At 35.9% G+C, this 19259-nt stretch carries 13 protein-coding genes; 12 read left to right on the top strand and 1 reads right to left on the bottom strand.

Features of this window, described 5'->3' with window-relative positions; all coding sequences use genetic code 11:
* The first annotated feature begins 9 nt into the window (after positions 1–9).
* The 10 genes from ACFS3A_RS25865 to ACFS3A_RS25820 all read left to right on the top strand — a co-directional run bounded on the left by ACFS3A_RS25865 (position 10) and on the right by ACFS3A_RS25820 (position 16292).
* Positions 10–726 (top strand): thioredoxin domain-containing protein, encoded by a 717-nt coding sequence (locus ACFS3A_RS25865; protein WP_379828507.1) that lies wholly within the window; start codon positions 10–12, stop codon positions 724–726.
* 175 nt (positions 727–901) lie between these two features.
* Positions 902–2524 (top strand): sulfatase-like hydrolase/transferase, encoded by a 1623-nt coding sequence (locus ACFS3A_RS25860; protein WP_379828506.1) that lies wholly within the window; start codon positions 902–904, stop codon positions 2522–2524.
* A 211-nt stretch (positions 2525–2735) separates the two neighbouring features.
* Positions 2736–3995 (top strand): YeiH family protein, encoded by a 1260-nt coding sequence (locus tag ACFS3A_RS25855; RefSeq protein WP_379828504.1) that lies wholly within the window; start codon positions 2736–2738, stop codon positions 3993–3995.
* A gap of 701 nt (positions 3996–4696) precedes the next feature.
* Positions 4697–7744 (top strand): SusC/RagA family TonB-linked outer membrane protein, encoded by a 3048-nt coding sequence (locus ACFS3A_RS25850; RefSeq protein ID WP_379828502.1) that lies wholly within the window; start codon positions 4697–4699, stop codon positions 7742–7744.
* A gap of 10 nt (positions 7745–7754) precedes the next feature.
* On the top strand, positions 7755–9203 hold the full coding sequence (locus ACFS3A_RS25845) for a RagB/SusD family nutrient uptake outer membrane protein (RefSeq protein WP_379828500.1): 1449 nt from the start codon (positions 7755–7757) through the stop codon (positions 9201–9203).
* Between the two features lie 218 nt (positions 9204–9421).
* Positions 9422–11074: an arylsulfatase gene (locus ACFS3A_RS25840; protein ID WP_379828498.1), complete on the top strand. Its 1653-nt coding sequence runs from the start codon at positions 9422–9424 to the stop codon at positions 11072–11074.
* Between the two features lie 568 nt (positions 11075–11642).
* Positions 11643–12467: a serine O-acetyltransferase EpsC gene (epsC, locus tag ACFS3A_RS25835; protein WP_379828497.1), complete on the top strand. Its 825-nt coding sequence runs from the start codon at positions 11643–11645 to the stop codon at positions 12465–12467.
* Positions 12468–12479: 12 nt separating this feature from the next.
* On the top strand, positions 12480–13391 hold the full coding sequence (gene cysK / locus ACFS3A_RS25830) for a cysteine synthase A (protein WP_379828495.1): 912 nt from the start codon (positions 12480–12482) through the stop codon (positions 13389–13391).
* Positions 13392–13456: 65 nt separating this feature from the next.
* Positions 13457–14377 carry a family 2A encapsulin nanocompartment shell protein gene (locus ACFS3A_RS25825; protein ID WP_379828493.1) on the top strand — a complete coding sequence of 307 codons (921 nt, stop codon included), beginning with the start codon at positions 13457–13459 and terminating at the stop codon, positions 14375–14377.
* On the top strand, positions 14361–16292 hold the full coding sequence (locus ACFS3A_RS25820) for a family 2A encapsulin nanocompartment cargo protein cysteine desulfurase (protein WP_379828491.1): 1932 nt from the start codon (positions 14361–14363) through the stop codon (positions 16290–16292). The genes ACFS3A_RS25825 and ACFS3A_RS25820 overlap by 17 nt, the downstream gene beginning before the upstream one ends.
* A gap of 139 nt (positions 16293–16431) precedes the next feature.
* On the opposite strand, the gene rocD is transcribed toward ACFS3A_RS25820, so the two are convergent.
* Positions 16432–17685: an ornithine--oxo-acid transaminase gene (gene rocD / locus ACFS3A_RS25815; RefSeq protein ID WP_379828489.1), complete on the bottom strand. Its 1254-nt coding sequence runs from the start codon at positions 17683–17685 to the stop codon at positions 16432–16434.
* Positions 17686–17908: 223 nt separating this feature from the next.
* On the opposite strand from rocD, the gene ACFS3A_RS25810 reads away from it, so the two are divergent.
* Together ACFS3A_RS25810 and ACFS3A_RS25805 are read left to right on the top strand one after the other, a co-directional pair.
* Positions 17909–18361: an Lrp/AsnC family transcriptional regulator gene (locus ACFS3A_RS25810; RefSeq protein ID WP_379828487.1), complete on the top strand. Its 453-nt coding sequence runs from the start codon at positions 17909–17911 to the stop codon at positions 18359–18361.
* 108 nt (positions 18362–18469) lie between these two features.
* On the top strand, positions 18470–19243 hold the full coding sequence (locus ACFS3A_RS25805; RefSeq protein WP_379828485.1) for a dienelactone hydrolase family protein: 774 nt from the start codon (positions 18470–18472) through the stop codon (positions 19241–19243).
* Positions 19244–19259 lie beyond the last annotated feature (16 nt).

The following is a 19259-nucleotide window of genomic DNA, read 5'->3' as shown; positions in this document are numbered from 1 at the left end:
ATTTTGAATATGAAAAATCAAATCTTAAAAACCAGTTTAACAGCAATTGCCTTTTTATGGGCAATTGCTGCTTTTTCGCAAAATGAAAATCACAGTTCATTAGCATTAGATTCCTTTTATTCGAAAATAAAAAGTCAAAAAAATCCACAGATTGTTGACGCTAGAACACCGGAAGAATTTGCTTTAAATCATATTGAAGGTGCAGTAAACTTTAACCTTCAGTCTGAAAATTACGATCAGTATGTCGCGAAACTAGACAAATCGAAACCCGTCTTTATTTATTCTATCGGCTCCGGAAGAAGTGTTGCTTTAGAAAAAGAATTACTAAAAACAGGATTTTCAGAAGCTTACAGTTTAGAAGGTGGTATTGCGAATTGGATTGGCAACGGAAAACCTTTTTATTCTAATCTGAAAAGTAAATTATCCTTGAAGGAATTCAATAAAATTATTGCCGATAACAAAACCGTTTTGGTTGATGTTGGTTCTAAATACTGCGGCCCTTGTAAAAAAGTGAAACCTGTTTTAGAAACCATCAGAGCAGAATACGGTTCGAATTTAAAAATTGTAGAAATCGAATTAGAAGACAGTCCGCAGGTTATTGCCGACTTAAAAACGGTAAAAGTCTTTCCTACTTTGATTTTATACGAAAACGGGAAAATTATTTTCAAGAAAGAAGGGATCAGTGATTTGAAAAATGAGGTTGATGTGGCATTGGCTTCGAAGTAATCACAATCATTTATACAGTTTCAACGTAAAGTATGTCATCCTGAGGAACGAAGGATCACACTAGTAATTCCGTAATGAGAGTTGACAATCTTTGTAGAGCTACGTGTGTGATCCTTCGTTCCTTAGGATGACAAAATACTGGCAAAATCAATACAAACTAACCAAAAACCAAACTATGGCAACCTATAAAAAAATAACCAAAATTGTTACCTCCATTTTGATAGTGCTCCTCATTATAGCAGCATTTTTATTCTGGCCAATTAATACTGATGGCACTTTAGTACAAGAAAATGAAAAATTAGCTGAAGGCAAAAAAGCTTTTTTAGCTTCTAAAGCGACTTCCGATTCTGCTTCCGGAAAAAAGACCAACATTATTATTCTTCTTGCAGACGATTTGGGAAAATATGATATTTCTCTCTACGGCGGAAAATCTACTCCTACTCCACAGATTGATTCTTTGGCAGCTTCAGGGGTTACGTTTACTGATGGCTACGCTTCGGCTGCAATCTGTTCACCGTCTCGTGCGGGATTGATTACAGGAAGATATCAGGAACGTTTTGGACACGAATATCAGCCCGGAGATCGTTATCCGAAAAACAATTTAGAATATTATGCTTTCAAATATTTATTGAACACCAATAATTGGAGATTAAATAATAAAATCGAATATCCAAATGAGGCCTCAATTGCAACACAAGGTCTTCCGAAATCTGAAATCACTTTTGCCGATTTAGCCAAAAGACAAGGTTACGCTACCGGAATTATCGGAAAATGGCATTTGGGACATAACAAAGGATTTTTTCCATTAGACCGTGGTTTCGATTATCATTATGGCTTTTATCAGGCTTTCTCACTGTTTGCTCCAGAAGACAATAATCCAGACATTATCAATCATCATCATAAAGATTTTACCGATAAGATGATTTGGGGCAAAGGCCGTGTCGGAATTGGACAAATTCGTAGAGACAGCACAATCATTGATGAAAAAGAATATTTAACCGAAAAATTTGCTGACGAAGCCGAAGCTTTTATTGATAAAAATAAAACCAAACCTTTTCTGTTGTATATTCCTTTTAATGCACCGCACACACCATTTCAGGTTCGTAAAAAATATTACGATCGTTTTCCGAATGTAAAAGACGAGAACAAACGTGTTTATTTTGCCATGATTAGCGCTTTGGATGATGCGATTGGAAGAATTCGTGCCAAAGTCAAAAAGGAAGGTTTGGAAGACAATACCTTAATCATTTTTGCCAGTGATAATGGCGGTGCCGATTATACTTTTGCAACTACAAATGCCCCGTTAAAAGGCGGTAAATTTTCGCATTTTGAAGGCGGTATCAATGTTCCGTTTGCACTTTCGTGGAAAGGAAAAATTAAACCTCATACCATTTATAAACAACCTGTAAGTACTTTAGATTTCTTCACGACGATTGCATCGGCTATTGGTTCTGATTTACCAAAAGACAGAGTTTATGACGGTGTTGATTTAGTAAAAACTGTCAATGAAAATAAAGTCGCCCATAAAGATTTATATTGGCGTTCTGGCGATGCAAAAGCCATTCGAAGCGGCGATTGGAAACTAGTAATCAGTGGCAAAACACATGAAAACTGGTTGTATAATCTGGCTTCTGATAAATTTGAAAAAACAGACCTCTCACAAAAAAATCCAGAAAAAGTAAAAGAACTGCAAACTGCGCTGCAAAACTGGGAAAAAGGATTAATTAAGCCGCTTTGGCCTAATTTAACCTATTATGAATTTGACTTTGGCAAACAAAAATACTTTGTCGATTTGTAACTAATCTACAAACATTACACACTCAATCATTAGAATATCCTAACAGGTTTTAAAAACCTGTTAGGTATTTACTTCTAAGTCAGTCCAGACACAATAGAAAATTCAGCCAGATTCAAAATCAATTATATTAGAGTTATTATTTTAATGACCTGCAAATAATACCTAACAGGTTTTTAAAACCTGTTAGGATAACAAATTAATTAAATACAAAATGTCAACCTCAACAAAATTTACCCTTAACGAAGATTGGACAGTCGTTATTCTCGGTTTTCTAATTATAGGAATCTCTCTTTTTATTTTTCTTCCTCAAGTTCCCGTTTTCAAATGGGCAAATGCAAACGATTTAATTTCTAATGTATTCGAAACCAAAAACATTCAACTTATTGGTTTACAATTTCTTTATTTTATTTCTATCGGAATTATTGGTACTTTTTTAGTGGGCAAATCCATTAAAAATTTCCTTTTCGGATTTCCTATTATTTATATTCTTACGATTCTTGCGTTAATTATTGCTGGGAATTCAGAAGTAAAAGCGCTAAATCTCGAAGCTGTTATTTTCAGTTTATTAATCGGGCTGATTATTGGGAATTTTTTCAAACTTCCAGAATGGTTTCGCTCTGCTTTAGCGACCGAACTTTTTGTCAAAATCGGATTGGTTTTGTTGGGAACTAGCGTGATTTTTTCAGATATTTTAAAGGCGGGTTCATTAGGCTTAATTCAGGCTTTGGTGGTTGTTTTATCTGTCTGGTATTTTGCCTTTTGGCTTTGCCGAAAACTAAAAGTAGACGACGAATTAACGATGATGATTTCGAGTGCCGTTTCCATTTGCGGTGTTTCAGCGGCAATTGCCACTTCTGGTGCAATAAAAGGAGATTCTAAAAAACTATCGTATGTGATTTCGATGGTTTTGGTTACTGCGATTCCAATGATGATTTTTATGCCGATTATTGCGAGTCATTTCAACTTTCCCGAAGAAGTAACCGGCGCCTGGCTTGGTGGCAGTATTGATACTTCTGGAGCTGTTGTCGCTTCTGGAAGTTTAGTTGGTGAAACTGCTTTAAAAATAAGTACGATTGTCAAGTTTTCTCAAAATGTCCTTCTTGGCTTAGCTGCTTTTGCGATTTCCGTTTATTGGACTTATACACACAATGAATCATCAGAAGTTCAAAAATCCAAACCAACGCTTGGTGTCATTTGGGAACGTTTTCCAAAGTTTGTCATCGGTTTCATTTTGGCTTCGATTGTCTTTTCGTTTTTCGTTACTCCTGAAACTCGCGATACAGTAAAAGAAAGTTTAAAAAACCTTCAAGGCCTTTGGTTTGCTTTGGCTTTTACAAGTATTGGTTTAGAAACTAATTTTAAAGATTTATTACAGAATAATAGTCGAAAGCCATTAATTGCATTTTTGGCGGCTCAGCTTTTCAATATTATAATTACACTGATTATTGCCTTTTTACTTTTTAAACCTTAAAACGATTTTCTCTTAACTAAACCCGACAGGTTTTAAAAACCTGTCGGGTTTATCACTGTAATTCAAATATTAAACCTAAAAAAGCAAGTAAAAACTGTATAAATCAAATCAGTTTCCACTTGCTTTCCTGTTTTTTAAAAACCAAAACAAAACACTAAATATCAAATACTTACACCCAAAACACAACTAACATTCTCAATCTCAATTCTTCATAATTTCAAAAAAATTAAATAATCTTTTGGTTTTCTTTATAATAAAATTAACTTTGTCTATAGGATTAGTAGAGTTTAAACAATAAAGAACTGCATTTTGAAAACAACAGCTTACCCATCGCATTACATTCTTCTTAAAAAAATCACTTGTACCAACTTCGGTTATATGTGTATGTGCTGTTAAAATCCTATTCCATTTTTGTTTTCAATTCGAAAATAAAATCACAACCAAAATTTCATACTGACAAATAAGCCATTAATGTTTTACTGCATTAAGAGACTAAACATGTCGAAATCATATTAACTAAAAAAACAATAACTAAAACAAGACTAAAATGACAACAATGCACTGCCCTACTCTTTTATAGCAAAAACCATTTCTGCGGCAACAGAAATGGCAAGACTCAAAGAACATTTATCACTAAAGAAAGCCTTCGAAAATTGAAGAATCAATTTTTCGGATTGCTTATTATTTAAATCCAAAAAGTAATGAACAAGAAATTACAAGCCTTTTTGTGGATTTTTGTGTTCTTAATTTCTACGGGAATTAAAGCGCAAAATACACAACCCTTAATCAATTCTACCTTAAATGGTACCGTAATCGATCAGGTAACCAACCAGCCCATTCCAGGAGTTACTGTTCAAATTAAAGGAACAACGCACGCAGCAGTAACCGATTTAGACGGAAAATTCTATTTTCAAACGGGACAGAAATTCCCTTACACATTAGTTGTAAGTTATTTAGGTTATATCACCACAGAACATATCGCAACCAAAGATTTCGTTCAGATTTCTTTAAAAGAAGATGTAAAAGAATTAAATGAAATTGTAATCATTGGATACGGAAGCACTTCTAAAAAAGACTATACAGGAGCAGCAGAAACTGTCGCTCAAATGTCATTAAAAGCCACTCAGAAAACATTAGAAAGTTCGCTTCAGGGTTCTGTTGCGGGTGTAAATGTAACGCAGACGTCGGGAGCGCCAGGCGCAGGAATGAGTATTCGTGTCCGCGGTGGAAGTTCAATTCAAGGAGGAAATGAACCTTTGTATGTAATCGACGGATTTCCTTTATACAATTCAGAAGTAACTTCAGGGGTTTTGAGCGGTACACCGACCAATCCTCTTTCTACAATAAATCCAGCTGATATCGAATCTATTACCGTTTTAAAAGATGCCTCATCAACTGCCATTTATGGTTCCAGAGGTGCCAACGGAGTAGTTATTATTACTACCAAAAAAGGCTCCAATACGGTAACAACTGTCAATTACGATTTTACAATTGGACAGCAGGAAGTTCGTAAAAAGATTGATTTGCTGGATGCTCAGGGTTTCTCCAGATTAAGAAATGCAGCTTTGTACGATTCTAATCCGTCAGGCGGACCAAATCAATATTTGAGTGAAGCACAGATTGCTCAACTCGGAAAGGGAACCGACTGGCAGGATGCCGCTTTCCAGAAAGGATTGACACAGAACCATCAATTAAGTATTTCAGGCGGAAACAATCAGACCAAATTTGCGGTTTCCGGAAACTATTACAATCAGGAAGGAATTATCAAAAATACCGGCTTTGAGCGTTTCAGTACACGTGTTAATTTAACTTCAAAAATAAGCAGTAAAGCAAGATTCGGATTGAACTTAACTCTTGCAGAAACCAAAGCAAAAGTAGCTCCGAGCGGTTTAGTTACCGCTTTAATTAGCATGCCCCCTACTGCAACGATTTACGAGCCCGACGGAAGTTACACTTTAAGAAATCCGTTTGAGAATATTTTTGCTAATCCGATTGCGACTTTAAACGAACGCAAAAATCAATCGATTACTGATCGTATTTTAGGAACTGTTTATGGCGAATATGACATTTTAAAAAACTTAGTTTTAAAAGTTTCTTTTGGAACTGATGTTATTTTCAACAAAGAAAAAAGTTATTTGCCGGCAAGTATTTACGAAGGTTCGATCACAAACGGTGAAGGAAAAATTGGTAATGCGGATTCTAAAAGCTGGTTAAATGAAAATACGTTAACCTATACAACCGTTTTTGGAGAAAAACATCATTTGAACGCTTTGGCAGGTTATACTCAGCAGAGATCTACAAGAGAGTTCTCAACTGCTGGATCACAGCAATTCGTAAACGACATTACAGGTTATTACAGTTTGCAAAGTGGTAATATTGCTTTAATGCCATCTTCCGGAGAAAGTACCTGGGCATTAAATTCTTATTTATCAAGGATTAATTATAATTATGATTCGAAATATTTCTTAACCGGAAGTATTCGTGCCGATGGTTCTTCCCGATTTGGAAAAGACAATAAATGGGGTTACTTCCCTTCTGTTGCAGCGGCCTGGCAGATTAGCAATGAAGATTTCTTTACTCCTGTAAAAAGTGTCGTCAACAGTCTGAAAATTAGAAGCAGCTGGGGAGCGACAGGAAACCAGGAAATTGGAGAATATCAGTCTTTATCTACTTTAACAAGTGTAAAATACCTTTTTGGAGATCAAATTTACACTGGTTTTACGCCTACGCGAATTGCAAACGACAATTTAGGATGGGAATTAACGAATCAGTTTGATGCCGGTGTTGATGTTGGTTTCTTCGATGACAAATTGAATTTAACGGTTGATGTATATCGCAAAACCACCAAAAACTTATTGTTAGATGTACAGCTTCCGTACACAACCGGATTTACTTCTTCTTTACAAAATTTTGGTTCAGTTCAAAATCAGGGAATCGAATTAGGATTGAATGCTTCTCTTGGAAATACTGCTTTTTCCTGGACATCCAACTTCAATATAGCCTTCAACAGAAACAAAATTATTGCTTTAGGAAATGGTGCTGAATTTTACACTTTCGGAAATTATATTCTAAAAGTGGGACAATCTTTAGGAACGTTTTACGGTGCCGTTACAGACGGAATTTTACAAACCGATGAAGTAGCAACAAAAGGAGTTTTTACCGGAAATGCAACGCCAAAAGCCGGAGATCGTTTGTATAAAGATATTAACGGAGATGGCGCTTTTACAACGGCTGCAGACAGAACCAGTATTGGCGATGCTCAACCTGATTTCGTTTTCGGATTCTCAAATAATTTCACTTACAGAGGTTTTGAATTAGCTGTTTTAGTAAATGGTTCTGTTGGAAATAAAATCTTAAACGGAAATCTTCAAGCTTTGGAATTATACAACGGACAACAAAATGCTTCCACTTCTGCCTTAGATGCCTGGACACCTACAAATCCAAGTAACACAACGCCTAGAGCCAAATTAGATCCTGCTCCGGTATTCTCTAACCGATTTGTGGAAGATGGTTCTTTCGTGAGATTGAAAAATATCACTTTAAGTTACAATTTGCCTAAGAAATTATCTGAAAAACTTAGTCTGACCTCAGTAAAATTCCGTGTCATTGGAGAAAACTTATTAACGTGGACAAAATACACAGGTTATGATCCTGAAGTAACCAACGGAACTACAATTTCTCCGGGAACAGATACTGGAATTTATCCGGCATCTAAAACCATTTCAGGCGGGCTAAGCGTAACATTCTAAAAGATTTATCATGAAAAAGACAATCATATTCACTTTAGCAGTGCTATTTTTAATAAGTGCCTGCAATCCTTTGGACGAAGATCCGAAAGCTTTCATCTCTTCGACCAATTTTTATAAAACTACCGAAGATGCAGATGCTGCTGTAATTGCGATTCATAACGCCATCAACAGTTCAACTCACACTTTGTACAATAGATTGATCCAGATTGCTACTGAAATGGCAACAGACGATTATGAAGCAGGTCCAAGAGCCAGAAACGCACATGTTAGAGCTTTATCAAATCTTACTCACGATGCTTCCAACGACCGTATGATCGAGTTATGGAGACAAAGTTATGACGGTATCAACAGAGCCAACGTTGCGATTGATAATATTGCTAAAAACCCAAATCTTAATTCACAGAAAGACAAAGATTTAATTAATGAAGCGAAGTTTTTAAGAGCGCTTTTATATTTCAATTTAGTGAGATGGTTTGGCGATGTTCCGTTGGTTTTGCATGAAACAACGGTTTTAACGCCTGAAGCTATTAACGTTTCTAATACGCCTGAAGCAGCTGTTTATACACAAATTGAAAATGATTTAATTGATGCCGAAGCGCTTCCTGTGGTTCAGCAAAATAAAGGACGTGTTACGGCAGGTGCAGCAAAAAGTATTTTGGCAAAAGTATATTTGACCGAAAAGAAATGGCAGAAAGCAGCTGAAAAAAGCAAAGAAATCATTGACAGCAAAGTATATGATTTATTCGAAAATTATGCTGATGTCTTTAATGTAGCGACCAAAAACGGAAAAGAACATATTTTCTCGGCTCAGTTTAAAGGTTTGACCAACTGGAACGGAAACATGCTAGCTTCTACATCTGCACCAAATACTGTTCCTGGAATTGCAGGAGATCAAGCCGATGCTTTACACAAAGAAGGCGGTCTTTTTGAGGCTTTCGCCGAAACTGACAAGAGAAAGTACATCACTTTTGGAGTAGAATTTGTGAGTCCGACGGATGGAAAAACGTATAAAGTGGCACCACATTTCAATAAATATTTCGATCCTGCAACACCAGCTTCGCCAGGACAATCTTCTAAAAATACGCCAATTATCAGATTTGCAGAAGTATTATTGATTTATGCAGAAGCACTAAACGAACAAAACAGCGGCCCAACAGTAGAAGCTTATGCAGCAGTTGACCGTGTAAGAACAAGAGCTGGAATTGCCTTATTGTCAACAACTTCTCCTGCTTTAAGTCAGGACGCTTTTAGAGAAGCTGTTTTTGAAGAAAGAAGAAAAGAATTGGTTTATGAATACCAACGCTGGTTTGACCTGGCCAGAAGAGGCCCGGATTATTTTGTGGCAAAATTAAAAGCGGCAGGAAAAACGAATGCACAGCCAAAACACGTTCACTTTCCTATTCCGCAAAGAGAATTAGATTTAAATCCTAATTTAAAGCAGGTTCCGGCTTGGAGATAATTTTTTTTTTAACACATAGAAACATAGTTCTTAATGCTGTATAAAGGCGTTTCACTTGTTTCAATAAACATAGGTGTTGGCCTAGCTTTTAAACGCAAAGCTATGTGCGAAGAAATGTATTTCTCTTTTGCACTCTTTTCAAAAGCAAAAAAACTACGTTTCTATGTGTTTCAAAAAACTAACGAATTAAAAATATACTAACAGTAAATTATAATAAGATGAATAAAAGAATAAAAATTTTATTTTCTGTCCTACTGACGGGAATAATAGGTTCTTATGAAGCCGAAGCGCAAACCTCATCATCAAAACCCAATGTAATCCTAATTATGGTGGACGATATGGGCTATTCGGATTTAGGAAATTACGGTTCAGAAATTAAAACGCCAAATTTAGACCGTTTAGCGAAAGAAGGTACGCGTCTTCGCGAGTTTTACAACAATTCGATTTGTGCGCCTACGAGAGCTTCTTTATTAACTGGGCAATATCAGCACAAAGCGGGAGTTGGTTATTTTGATGTGAATTTGGGTTTACCAGCTTATCAAGGCTATTTAAACAAAGAATCTTTGACTTTAGGAGAAGTTTTCCGTTCCGGAGGTTACAGCACTTTAATGTCCGGAAAATGGCACGTAGGTTCTGAAGATCAGGCGCAATGGCCAAATCAAAGAGGTTTTGATAAATTTTACGGAATCTTAAAAGGTGCTGCGAATTATTTTGATACCAAACCGCTTCCTTTCGGGAAAACAGCTTATCCAGTAAAAATGATCCGTAATAATGAAGAACTGCATCCAAAAGATGATTCGTATTATTTCACAGATGAAATCGGAAACAATGCCGTTACTTTCTTAGACGAACAAAACAAAGAAAACAAACCATTCTTTTTATACTTGGCTTTTACTGCTCCACACTGGCCATTGCAGGCAAAACCAGTTGACATTGCAAAATACAGAGGAAAATTTGACGAAGGCTGGGATGCTTTAAGAGAAAAAAGAATTAAGAAACTAAGAGAAAACGGAATTCTTCTCCCAAATCAGACAATCGCTCCAAGAGATCCTGAAGTGCCGGAATGGGATAAACTGACCTATGACGAAAAACAATTCTGGAAAGCTAAAATGGAAGTCTATGCTGCAATGGTTGACAACATGGATCAAAACGTGGGGAAAGTTTTAGACAAACTAAAAGCGTTAAAGAAAGACAAAAACACTTTAATTATTTTCATTGCAGATAACGGTGCTCAAGGCGGATTCAATACATACAATCCGTTAAAAAGAGGTTTAGTTCGTAACGACGGACCAATCGGAACTTCCGGATCGTTTGATTATCAGGAACAAAACTGGGCTTATTTGTCTAATACTCCATTACAGGATTATAAAAATAATATGCATGAAGGTGGTTTCAGTTCTCCGTTTATCGCATGGTATCCTTCTAAAATTAAAGCGGGAAGAATTGATAAAGGAACGGGACATATTATTGACCTTGCTCCAACTTTCTACGAATTGGCCGGAATTGAATATCCTAAAAACTTAAATGGCGTAAATTCTAATCCGCTTCCGGGAAAAAGTTTACTTCCTGTTTTATTTGACAATGCATCTGAAGTAAACAGAGGCGCTCCGTTATTCTGGGAAAGAGCAGGAAACAGAGCAGTTAGAGAAGGTAAATGGAAATTGGTTTCTATTTATCCGTCTTACCAATGGGAACTTTACGATCTTGAAGCAGACCGTGGAGAAACAACCAATGTTGCTGCCCAAAATCCCGGAATTGTAAATGACCTTTCAGCAAAATATTTTGACTGGGCAGACAAAACGGGAGTTGTTGAATACAGCAAATTCAAGCAAAAAAGTGAATTAATTCCGGGCGCTGCAGCTAAGAAATAATTTGAACTTTTAAAGAAATTCAAATTAATTGAATTTTAAAACGCAGAAAGGATTAAAAAATGAGCCTAAAACTTATTTTTTAATCCTTTTTTTATTATTCCAGCAAAACCACAAAACACTAAAATTCAACGCTTTAAAATATTTAATTTTAATTTATCACAGAATACTTTCCTATCGTTTCAAATAAAATTGAAAAAATATTTGGATTTCATTACAATAAATTTAACTTTGTCTATAGAATTAGTAGAGTTTAAACAATTAAAGAACTACATTTTGAAAACAGCAGAAAAAATATCGTTTTACCTTTCTTCTAAAAAATTGACATATAACACTTTTTGTTATATGTGCAGCTGTTGTTAATTCTTCTATAATCTCGTTAGTCGATTTTAAAATCGGCTTAAAAACGAAATCCCCTTATAACCCAAACACTTCCCTACTGTATCATTCAATTACTTTGAAGCATTTACTGCATCAAAAAATATTATGTCCACAAGTCATTTATATGCTTGTTGACCTATTTAAATTGAATTATGGCGAGGCATTAATTACAAACCAAAAACAAACTGTTATGAATTCATTTTATCAAGAAATAGCCAAAAAGCATCAAAGCTTATTAATATTACCTCAAAAAAAAGACATTCATCAATTTATAGAAGATTTATTCTCTGTCTTATTTTCAAACACTTCAAAATCTTTTGGCCACTTACCCATTATCGAACATAAGTTTGAAGTATTGGAAAAGGAGTTTAATGAAATTGTTAGAAATTATACTTCGGACAAAAATGACAGTTTTAGGCAATCGATAACATTCTTTGAAGCACTTCCAGAATTATATAGAAAAACATTAAACGATGCAGAGACGATTTATGCTAAAGATCCCGCAGCAAAATCTATCGAAGAAGTGCTTTACGCTTATCCCGGATTTTTAGCCATTGCGGTTTATCGTTTTTCGAATCAGTTATGGAAACAAGAATTAAGACTTTTGGCTAGAACATTTTCAGAATATGCACATATTAAAACCAGTATAGAAATTCATCCCGGAGCACAAATCGGAGACGAATTTGCCATCGATCACGGAACCGGAATTGTAATTGGAGAAACAACTGTTATTGGCAATAATGTTCAGATTTATCAAGGCGTTACGCTTGGTGCTTTGAGCGTTAAAAAAGAAGAAGCTTTCATCAAAAGACATCCTACTATTGAAGATAATGTGGTTATTTATGCTAACAGTACCATTCTTGGCGGTCAAACTACAGTTGGGAAAGATTCTATTATTGGCGGAAATGTATGGTTGACGTATTCAGTTCCTTCTAATTCGGTTGTTTATCATAAAAATGAAATGAAGGTCAAAGACAACAATCCTTTTCCTGAACCTATTTTTTATTCTATTTAATATCCGATTGCCATGAAATATCAAAACATTTTAGAAACGATTGGAAATACGCCGCATGTTCGATTAAATAAGCTTTTTACGTCACATGAGGTTTGGATTAAATTAGAAAAAACAAATCCGGGTTCCAGCATCAAAGATCGAATTGCTCTCGCGATGATTGAAGATGCTGAACAAAAAGGCCTCATCAATAAAGAAACCATTATTATTGAACCAACATCTGGAAATACGGGAATCGGACTTTCATTAGTTGCCGCTGTAAAAGGTTATAAAGTGATTGTTGTTATACCCGAATCGATGAGTCTGGAAAGAAGAAAAATTCTGAATGCTTATGGAGCCGAATTCGTTTTAACACCAAGAGAAAAAGGAACTTCTGGTGCCGTCGAGAAAGCAATCGAACTGGCTTCAACTACCAAAAACTCTTTTATTCCATCACAGTTTACCAACAATGCCAATGTTGCCATTCACGAAAAAACAACAGCACTGGAAATCTTGACCGATTTTCCGGACGGTATCGATTATCTGATTTCGGGAGTTGGAACAGGCGGTCATATAACCGGGGTTTCAAAAATACTAAAACAACATTTTCCAAAACTCAAAACTTTTGCTGTTGAGCCGTCTTTGTCACCTGTTTTAAGTGGTGGACAACCTTCTCCGCATCCCTTTCAAGGAATTGGCGCAGGTTTTATACCAGAAGTTTTTAACCGAGAATATGTGGATGAAATTATCACTGTGGAGAAAAATGAATCTTTTCATTATGCCAAAAGAATAACGAGAGAAGAAGGTATATTTTCCGGAATTTCGACGGGAGCTGCTTTGGCCGCAATCGCAAAAAAAATAAAAGGTATACCGGAAAATGCCAGAATACTCACTTTTAATTATGACACAGGAGAAAGATATTTATCTGTAGATGAGTTATTTGATTAAAATTTTATGAATAACTTTAAGCAAACAAAAAAATAAATTATAAATCTATTAAACAACCAAAAAAAATGGCAGAAACAAAACCACAACAGACCGCATTAGGCGATGTTGCAGCAAGGCAACTCGCAATAGCAACACGTACAGTACCTCAAATTGGAACCGTTACACCGAGATGGTTAACACATCTTTTGCATTGGACACCAGTAGAATCGGGTGTATTTCGTTTGAATAAAGTAAAAAATGCTAACCATATCGAAGTAGATTGTTCGGCACGCGACGAAAGAGTTTTACCAAATACTTTTGTGGATTATATAGAAAATCCAAGAGAATACAATCTGGCTGCTGTTCAGACCATTGTTGACGTTCATACTCGTGTTTCTGACTTGTACAGCAAACCATACAATCAGATCTCAGAACAGCTTCGTCTGGCAATTGAAACGATTAAAGAACGTCAGGAAAGCGAATTAATCAATAATAAAGATTATGGTTTATTAAGCAATGTTGTACCTTCTCAAATTATCAAAACCAGAACTGGCGCACCAACTCCAGATGATTTGGATGAATTGCTGACAAAAGTTTGGAAAGAACCCGGTTTCTTTTTATTGCATCCGTTAGCCATTGCTGCTTTCGGCCGCGAATGTACACGTCGTGGTGTACCGCCTCCAACTATCTCTTTATTTGGATCTCAGTTTTTAACTTGGAGAGGAATTCCGCTTATCCCTTCTGATAAACTGCCGATCGTAAAAGGAAAATCAAAAATTATTCTTTTAAGAACCGGAGAAAGCCGTCAAGGCGTTATCGGATTAATTCAGCCGGGATTACAAGGCGAGCAATCTCCTGGATTATCTGTTCGTTTTATGGGAATCAATGAAAAAGCCATTGCTTCGTATTTGGTTTCTCTTTACTGCTCTTTGGCTATTTTGGTAGATGATGCTATTGCCGTTTTAGAAGATGTAGAAATAGGAAAGTATCATGAGTACAAATATTAACAACAACGGTTTACCTAACATCGACGATTTGCAAAATTTAGCAAACGAGTTGTTCAAAGCTTTGCCTAACGAGTTTCCAAAAGAAATTTCGTTAAGTCCAGACAAAGCTGAACACCCGCGTGCGACAAAAATTGCAGAAACGATATTGCAGACAGGACATGTTGATCCGTTAGATCAGCTTCCTTTGGCAGTTCCGTCGAATGTACAGCCGGCACAGCATTCCTTCAGCGGATTTAGCGTTTCTCCTTCTGTATTAAATTACGGAAATACGGGAGCTTCTGCCTTATACCCAAATGCTGGAGCAGGATTTGATCCGCAGACTCAAAATACTTCTTCAGGAGTTCAGGAAAACCATGATTTAAACATCAACGATCCTCATACCGGATTTCATGATGTAAATTTGAATAATGGAAGTCCGCAACTCAATGAAGAATCGATTTTTTCATCTTTTTTATTAAACAATCAATACCTGCCATTTCAAACACAGAATTCTTCTTTTGAAATTGAATTACAGGCGGCTTTGGCTTCTGTTGATACGCAATTTAAAAAGCGCGAAGATTTTCAGTTTAATGAAAATGCATCAGGGGCTTCGTATTACTTTTTAGAACAAAATCCTTTTGCTTTCGACAGAAGAAGTACAGATATTATTGTTGGAAATTCTTTTGATGCTAAAGAAATTAATCTTTACAAAGGACATCATTTCAACGCCGAATTGGTAAAAAAGGATTTTCCAATTTTGAAAGAAACCGTTAACGGAAAGCCTTTAGTTTGGTTTGATAATGCTGCAACGACACAAAAACCACAATCGGTTATTGATCGAATTGCGTATTTCTACGAACATGAAAATTCGAATATCCACCGCGCTGCACACGAATTAGCGGCTCGCGCATCTGATGCGTATGAAGCAGCTCGTGAAAAAGTAAAAACATTTTTGAATGCTAGTTCTGTAAACGAAATTGTTTTTGTGAGAGGCGCAACAGAAGGAATAAATTTAGTTGCTTCGACTTGGGGCGATCAAAATTTAAATTCGGGCGACGAAATCATTGTCAGTAATTTGGAACATCATGCGAATATCGTTCCGTGGAAACGTCTTGCCGATAAAAAAGGTTTGAAATTAAGAGTCATTCCTGTTGATGATGATGGGCAAATTTTACTGGATGAATATGCAAAACTGCTGAATTCTAAAACACGTTTAGTCGCTTTTACACAAGTTTCAAATGCATTAGGAACCGTAACGCCTGCTAAAAAAATAGTTGAAATGGCTCATGCCGCCGGCGCAAAAGTTTTGATTGACGGAGCACAATCGGTTTCGCATATGAAAGTCGATGTGCAACATCTAAATCCGGATTGGCTGGTTTTCTCTGGTCATAAATTATTTGGTCCAACGGGAATTGGCGCTTTATACGGAAAAGAAGATTTATTGAACGAAATGCAGCCGTATCAATCTGGTGGCAACATGATTCAGGATGTGACTTTTGAGGAAATCAAATACCACAAAGCACCCAATCGTTTTGAAGCCGGAACAGGAAATATTGCCGATGCTATTGGTCTTGGCGCTGCAATTGATTACGTAACCAAATTAGGAATTGAAGCTATTGGTCAGTACGAGCATTATTTATTAGAATATGCTACGAGACTTTTAAAAGAAATTCCTGGTGTACGATTAATTGGAACTGCAAAAGATAAAGCCAGTGTTTTGTCTTTCAATCTTCAAGGCTATTCTAACGATCAGGTTGGACAGGCTTTAAACAAAGAAGGAGTTGCAGTAAGAACGGGTCATCATTGTGCGCAGCCAATTTTACGCAGAATGGGAGTCGAAACTACAGTTCGTCCTTCATTGGCATTTTACAATACAACTCAGGATGTCGATACTTTTATTAAAACCTTATGGGAATTGAAGAAAGTGAGATTCTAAAATAAAAATGAGTCAATGCTTTAAAAACATTGACTCATAAGAAATAGTTACTTTTTTTGATATTTTAAGTAATTATAACCAGAAGGCGATTGTTTAATTACAGTCGCCTTTTTATATCATTAAAGTTACGGAGAAATAATTAATTTCTAAACTCATTCAAAGATTTCTCGATAATCTCTAGACATTCGTTAATCTGCTCTTCCGTCATAACCAAAGGCGGTGCCAGTCTAATTTTGTTACCGTGAGTTGGTTTTGCTAATAATCCGTTGTCTCTGAATTTCAGACAGATTTCCCAAGCTAGATCAGATTCTTCATCTGTGTTGATTACGATAGCGTTTAGAAGCCCTTTTCCGCGAACCAGTGTAATTAGGTTATTTTTTTCGGCGATTTTATTTAATCCATCTCTTAAAATAACTCCCAAACGTTCTGCATTTTCAGCCAGTTGTTCGTCTTTAACAACTTCTAAAGCTGCAATTGCAACAGCAGCCGCAACAGGATTTCCACCAAAAGTAGATCCGTGTTGTCCTGGCTTAATCACATTCATGATTTCATCATTACACAAAACAGCCGAAACCGGATAAACTCCGCCAGAAATTGCTTTTCCTAAAATTAAAACATCCGGCTGTACATTTTCGTGATGAACGGCTAACAATTTTCCTGTACGTGCAATTCCTGTCTGAACCTCATCTGCAATAAACAGTACATTATGTTTTTCGCAAAGTGCTTTCGCTTTCGCTAAATAACCCTCAGAAGGAACATAAACTCCAGCTTCTCCCTGAATTGGTTCAACTAGGAATCCTGCAATATTTTTAGATGAATTTAAAGCATTTTCCAGCGCTTCTAAATTATCATATTCAATTTTTATAAAACCATCAGTAAAAGGTCCGAAGTTTTTACGAGCGGTTTCGTCATTAGAAAATGAAATAATTGTAGTGGTTCTTCCATGAAAATTATTCTCACATACAATAATCTGTGCCTGATTTTCCGGAATCCCTTTCACTTCATACGCCCATTTTCTTGAAATTTTTAAAGCTGTTTCAACCGCTTCAGCACCCGTATTCATTGGAAGGACTTTATCAAAACCAAAATAATTGGTCACGTATTCTTCGTAATTTCCTAATTTATCATTGTAAAAAGCACGAGAAGTCAAAGTGAGTTTCTGCGCTTGTTCTACCATTGCGTTTACAATTTTTGGATGACAGTGCCCTTGATTTACAGCAGAATAAGCTGATAAAAAGTCATAATATTTTTTACCGTCAACATCCCAAACGTATACTCCTTCTCCGCGTTCTAAAACTACCGGAAGCGGATGGTAATTGTGAGCGCCGTATTTATTCTCTTTTTCAATCAAAACTTCTGATTTTGACGAAAGTGCTTTTTCTGTACTAATCATAATCTGCTTTTTATTTTTACAAAAATATTAAAATTTAAATTATTACGAGTCTAAAAATACGATTTTGACTTAAAAATAACAAAATACAAGTCAAAATTTACATTTTAAAACCAATAAAAAGCAAATATTTATTCAGATAGAAATAGCATTTTATGACCAATTATTAAAAAAAATAATTACTTTTATAAATCATCAACAACAGAATTTTAAAGATTTTTACTGAATGGATTTATTAGACGAATTTGATATCAGCATTATTAAAGAATTAGAAAAGGATGGCAGAATGGCATTTTCTGCAATTGCTGCAAATCTGAAAATATCAAATACAATGGTGCATCAGCGTATTAACCGAATGATTGAGCAAGGTGTAATCGGCGGAATAAAACCGATTATTCAGGAAAAGAAAATTGGTTACGACTGGGCTTCATTTACCGGAATCACGCTGAACAAAGATTCTGATTCTGACCGGATTATTGAAGCACTGAAAGACATTCCTGAAATCACAGAATGTTATTATGTTACGGGTTCGTTTACTTTATACATTAAAATTATTGCCAAAAATCACGAGCATATGCGTCGTATTCTTTACGAAAAAATTGATGGAATTCCCGGCATCGCCAAAACCGATTCGATTGTAGAATTAGGATGTGCATTTAAAAGAAATATTTCACTATAAATATAGTATTCGTATACCGGAATAATTGGTTACAAACCTCACAAGAATTTACTTGTGAGGTTTTTTTGTAACATAATATTTCTGATATTTGTTAAAAATTGTAGAATTATGAAAAATACAGTGCTAATTTTATTCAGTGCAATCTTATTTTCAAACCTTATGAATGCGCAATTAAAACCCGTAAAATATACCGAAGGAAGCCAGCAATTAAATGGCTTATTTATTAAATCTGCTAAAAAAAGCGCCAACAATCCGGGAATATTACTTTTGCCGGCCTGGCTCGGAATTGATAATGCTTCTAAAGGAATTGCTGAAGAATTATCTAAACTAGGCTACCATGTTTTTATCGCTGACATTTATGGAGAAGGAAACTATCCTAAAAATACTGGTGAAGCAGGAAAACAAGCCGGTTTTTATAAAACAAATTATGAAGCCTATCAAAAACGTATTGATACTGCTTTAAAAGAGTTAATAAAATCCGGAGCCAATGCCGATAATATTGTTGCAATTGGTTACTGCTTTGGAGGAACCGGCGTTCTGGAAGCTGCGAGAGGTCATTTAAATCTAAAAGGAGTGGCTTCGTTTCACGGAGGTTTGGGTAAAGATGCAAGTCGTAAAACAGAAAACATTACAACGAAGGTTTTAGTTTGTCACGGAGCTGATGATCCGTTTGTTCCAAAAGACGAAATTGTTTCATTCCAACAGGAAATGCGTGATTCAAAAGCCGATTGGCAGATGATTTATTATGCTAATTCTGTACACTCCTTTACTAACCCTGAAGCAGGAAATGATAATTCTAAAGGAGCGGCTTATAATGCTGTTGCAGCAAAACGCTCTTTTGATCATTTACAGCTTTTCCTGAATGAAGTCCTGAAGAAATAATAACAAAACCCTGCCA

The sequence above is a fragment of the Flavobacterium notoginsengisoli genome, from assembly GCF_042686225.1.
Classification (GTDB): Bacteria; Bacteroidota; Bacteroidia; order Flavobacteriales; family Flavobacteriaceae; genus Flavobacterium; species Flavobacterium notoginsengisoli.
Note: the sequence above shows the minus strand (reverse complement) of the source record. Positions and strands in the feature narration are given on the sequence as shown.

What these genes read in the sequence shown, in the direction of transcription:
- ACFS3A_RS25865 (WP_379828507.1), top strand. Translation starts at nt 10, where the DNA reads ATGAAAAATCAAATCTTAAAAACCAGTTTAACAGCAATTGCCTTTTTA.
- ACFS3A_RS25860 (WP_379828506.1), top strand. Translation starts at nt 902, where the DNA reads ATGGCAACCTATAAAAAAATAACCAAAATTGTTACCTCCATTTTGATA.
- ACFS3A_RS25855 (WP_379828504.1), top strand. Translation starts at nt 2,736, where the DNA reads ATGTCAACCTCAACAAAATTTACCCTTAACGAAGATTGGACAGTCGTT.
- ACFS3A_RS25850 (WP_379828502.1), top strand. Translation starts at nt 4,697, where the DNA reads ATGAACAAGAAATTACAAGCCTTTTTGTGGATTTTTGTGTTCTTAATT.
- ACFS3A_RS25845 (WP_379828500.1), top strand. Translation starts at nt 7,755, where the DNA reads ATGAAAAAGACAATCATATTCACTTTAGCAGTGCTATTTTTAATAAGT.
- ACFS3A_RS25840 (WP_379828498.1), top strand. Translation starts at nt 9,422, where the DNA reads ATGAATAAAAGAATAAAAATTTTATTTTCTGTCCTACTGACGGGAATA.
- epsC (WP_379828497.1), top strand. Translation starts at nt 11,643, where the DNA reads ATGAATTCATTTTATCAAGAAATAGCCAAAAAGCATCAAAGCTTATTA.
- cysK (WP_379828495.1), top strand. Translation starts at nt 12,480, where the DNA reads ATGAAATATCAAAACATTTTAGAAACGATTGGAAATACGCCGCATGTT.
- ACFS3A_RS25825 (WP_379828493.1), top strand. Translation starts at nt 13,457, where the DNA reads ATGGCAGAAACAAAACCACAACAGACCGCATTAGGCGATGTTGCAGCA.
- ACFS3A_RS25820 (WP_379828491.1), top strand. Translation starts at nt 14,361, where the DNA reads ATGAGTACAAATATTAACAACAACGGTTTACCTAACATCGACGATTTG.
- rocD (WP_379828489.1), bottom strand. Translation starts at nt 17,685, where the DNA reads ATGATTAGTACAGAAAAAGCACTTTCGTCAAAATCAGAAGTTTTGATT.
- ACFS3A_RS25810 (WP_379828487.1), top strand. Translation starts at nt 17,909, where the DNA reads ATGGATTTATTAGACGAATTTGATATCAGCATTATTAAAGAATTAGAA.
- ACFS3A_RS25805 (WP_379828485.1), top strand. Translation starts at nt 18,470, where the DNA reads ATGAAAAATACAGTGCTAATTTTATTCAGTGCAATCTTATTTTCAAAC.